Raw genomic sequence first — 3402 nt, 5'->3', positions numbered from 1 at the left:
GACCAACGCCAGCGGAATAACCGCCCCACCACGGTGGTTATCGTGTGTAAAAGAACCGCAAAAACCTATAGCAGGCTCACACCAAGGAGGCATCCAAACCACTATGACGGACACGACGGCACACGAGAACTCCCTTTCCCCGCTGAGCCTGCTGGACTTCGCCACCGTCTACAAGGGCGAGCGCCCCGCCGACGCATTCAACCGCTCCGTCCAGTGGGCCCAGCAAGCCGAGAAGCTCGGTTTCAAGCGCATCTGGTACTCAGAGCACCACAACATGAAATCCATCGCCAGCTCCTCGCCCGCCGTCCTCATTGCACACATTGCGGCTAAGACCTCCACGATTAACTTGGGCGCCGGTGGCGTCATGCTCCCGAACCACGCCCCGCTCGTCATCGCCGAGCAGTTCGGCACCCTCGCAGAGCTCCACCCGGACCGCATTGATCTCGGCCTCGGCCGCGCCCCCGGCACCGACCAAATGACCCTCCGTGCTCTGCGCCGCGAGCCTTCCGCGGCGGAGACCTTCCCGCAAGACGTCGCCGAACTCAACGGCTACCTCAACGGCGAGTCCAAGATCCCCGGTGTTGTAGCCGTCCCCGGCATGGGCACTAATGTGCCGCTGTACATCCTGGGTTCCTCCCTATTCGGCGCACAGCTAGCTGCACACCTGGGCCTGCCTTACAGCTTCGCCAGCCATTTTGCGCCCGCCGCTCTCACGCAGGCCGTGCAGGTCTACCGAGACAACTACCAACCCTCGGAACGCCACCCGGAACCTTATGTCATTGCCGCCGTAAACGTCACCGCCGCTGATTCCCAAGAAGAGGCCGATGAGCAGTGGCGCCAGGTCTGCCGCAACCGCGTGCGCGTCATGGCGGGTCGTGGCCGCAGCCTTACGGAAGCGGAACTGGACATGCTCATTGATTCCCCCGCCGGCCAGCAGATCCTGGATATGTTGCGCTACTCCGCCGTCGGCACGCGCGACGTCGTCCGTCGTTACCTCGAGGAGTTCCGTACTCACGCCCAAGCCGACGAGCTCATGGTCTCGCTGCAGTCGCCGTCGACCGGGGAATCCCTGCGGTCTATGGAAATTCTTGCGGACGCCGCCTCACTCTCCCCCGCCCAGCACTAACCACTAGACCCCTAGGACTTACTACCCCTGGCGCTGCGTCTCACGCGGCTCCGGCCGCCCGTCTGCCGCGCCCGGACCAAACACCAGCCGAATGATCTGCGGCGCGTAGGCGCCCACCACCAACATGGCGATCATGCGCATTACTTGAATGACCGTGACGATCGGCTGGCTGCCCGCGTCGTGCGCGAATGCGAGGACTGCGTAGATGCCGCCAGGCACGGTGGCCAGGTAGGCGTCCAAAACCTTGAAGTCCCATAATCCCGCGATGGCGAAGGCCGTGCCGATAGAGCTGGCGATCATTAGGGCGATCACCCCCAGAATGACGGGCAGAGCCTTCACGAACTGCCGTAGCGCGCCCTTTGTCAGAGTGCCGCCGGCCTGCACGCCGACGAGCGCATAGGCCAGCTTCTCCAGCAGCCCGTTCGGCGCAATGAACTCGTGCGGCACGCTGAAGACCATCACGCCGATCATGGCGAAAGCAATGCTGAGCAGCAGGTACGGCGAACTAATGCTGAACCAGCGGGCAGTCAGGCGCGTAAACGCCCACACAGTCAGCCCCACGACCACCGCACCGACCACGCCTTGCCAGTTCGTCTGTAGGCCGTCGAGGAGGCTTTCTTTTCTTGTTGACGCCCCCTCCGCCGCGTCTGCTCCGTCGCCCCCGACTTGGGAAAGCAGGGTGACCAGCCCGGGCAGGGTCAAGACGATAATGGATACGCGCAGGTACTGCGTCAGGGTGACAAAGCGTGTGTCCGCATTCAGCTCGCGGGAGAGCATCACCATCGCGCTGGCCCCGCCTGCGAGTGTGGCCAGGACGGAGGTGGCCGGGCCGACCCGGTGAATGCGCACCAACAGCCAGGAGGCCAACAGGCACACCGCCAGCGTAACCACCAGCGACATGGCGGTGGGCCCGACATAGGAGGCAATGGTGCCGACGTTGATAGTCGTCAGAGGCGAGGAACACAAAAGGGCGATGATCACCTGGGAGGGGATCATCGCCTTCTTGGGCGGGCTGACCTGCCGGTCGCTGAAAATGGCATAAATGCCGAAGACGATCAGGAAAGAAAAAATCCACGCGGCAGGAACCCCCACCGCTTCGCAGGCGAAACCTGCACCGATCGAAACTATGGTCAGTAGACCAAGCGTGGCCAGCTTCTTAGGACTGGGCAGCGCCAGATTAAGCAACGCTGCCCGCTTAGCGGGTAGCAGCCAGCAGGCGCTGGATCTCCTTGATCTGCTTCTTTTCCTTGCGCTTGGATCCAATAGCCAGGGCGGTCAACAGTGCAACACCGGCGACAACGCCACCGATGATCATCTGCACCTTTGGCTCCTTGAGGGTGTTCACGGCCTGACCACGAGCGTCATCCGCCAGGTTCTTCGGATCTGCACGGACGGACAGCTCCTCCAGCGTCCGTCCCAGCTGGCTGCGGGTGCGTTCAATGTCGCGCTGGATGGCATCGATGCTACGGGCCACGGAAGTTTCTCCCTTTTTCGAACGTTTAATTGCTACCTGAACATTGTAAATGATCCAGCCCGTCAACGCTTTCGCTAGGGTGGGGTGCATGACTGAGAACAGCAATTCCACCGCAAACGAGCCCACCCGACTGCAGGTCGGCGACAAGGCTCCAGAGTTTTCTCTGCCCAGCGATTCCGGCAAGAACGTGAACCTGGCGGACTACACGGGCCGCAAGGTGATCGTGTACTTCTACCCCAAGGCTGATACTCCCGGCTGCACCACCGAGGCCTGTGATTTCCGCGATTCCCTCACCGAGCTCAACGGTCAGGGTGTCGATGTAGTCGGCATTTCTCCCGACAAGGTAGAAGCCCTGGAGAAGTTCCGCGATAAGTACGAGCTGAGCTTCCCCCTTCTGTCCGACGCCGACAAGTCCGTCATGAAAGCCTATGGCGCATTTGGGGAGAAGAAGAACTACGGGAAGGTTGTTCAGGGCGTGATCCGCTCCACGTTCGTCATCGACGAGGAAGGCAAGATCGCCGTGGCGAAGTACAACGTGAAGGCCACCGGCCACGTTGCACGCATCGCCAAGGAGCTCTAACGCGCGATCATTCGCACATGCGACCGCACTCCCCTTGTACTAGCGGGCGCAAATGAGTCAGAAATGAACACAGCCCCGCTATGTGAGCTGCTCCCCATTAGTTGGACTGAGAAATCAGTTACCGACTAGTGGGGAGTAGTTTTCATTGAGAGCACGAAGTTCGCTGAGTGAAATTCAGCGCGAGCAGTTAGTGGAGTGTTTCGAGCAAGGCATGGGCTCTAT

4 protein-coding genes are annotated in these 3402 nt (G+C 61.1%); 2 read left to right on the top strand and 2 right to left on the bottom strand.

All coding sequences use genetic code 11. The annotated features are described in order from the left end of the window. The first annotated feature begins 103 nt into the window (after positions 1-103). Positions 104-1126: an LLM class flavin-dependent oxidoreductase gene (locus ACWXWJ_RS10205; protein WP_473964342.1), complete on the top strand. Its 1023-nt coding sequence runs from the start codon at positions 104-106 to the stop codon at positions 1124-1126. Positions 1127-1147: 21 nt separating this feature from the next. On the opposite strand, the gene ACWXWJ_RS10200 is transcribed toward ACWXWJ_RS10205, so the two are convergent. Beyond that, positions 1148-2311 carry an AbrB family transcriptional regulator gene (locus tag ACWXWJ_RS10200; protein ID WP_473964341.1) on the bottom strand — a complete coding sequence of 388 codons (1164 nt, stop codon included), beginning with the start codon at positions 2309-2311 and terminating at the stop codon, positions 1148-1150. Between the two features lie 10 nt (positions 2312-2321). Continuing rightward, positions 2322-2600 (bottom strand): DUF3618 domain-containing protein, encoded by a 279-nt coding sequence (locus ACWXWJ_RS10195; protein WP_293791462.1) that lies wholly within the window; start codon positions 2598-2600, stop codon positions 2322-2324. 88 nt (positions 2601-2688) lie between these two features. Here ACWXWJ_RS10195 and bcp point away from each other — a divergent pair, with 88 nt between their 5' ends. Next, entirely contained in the window at positions 2689-3180 is a 492-nt protein-coding gene (bcp, locus tag ACWXWJ_RS10190) for a thioredoxin-dependent thiol peroxidase (protein WP_473964340.1), read from the top strand. Positions 3181-3402 lie beyond the last annotated feature (222 nt).

It is taken from the genome of Corynebacterium sp. p3-SID1761, from assembly GCF_055862885.1.
Note: the sequence above shows the minus strand (reverse complement) of the source record. Positions and strands in the feature narration are given on the sequence as shown.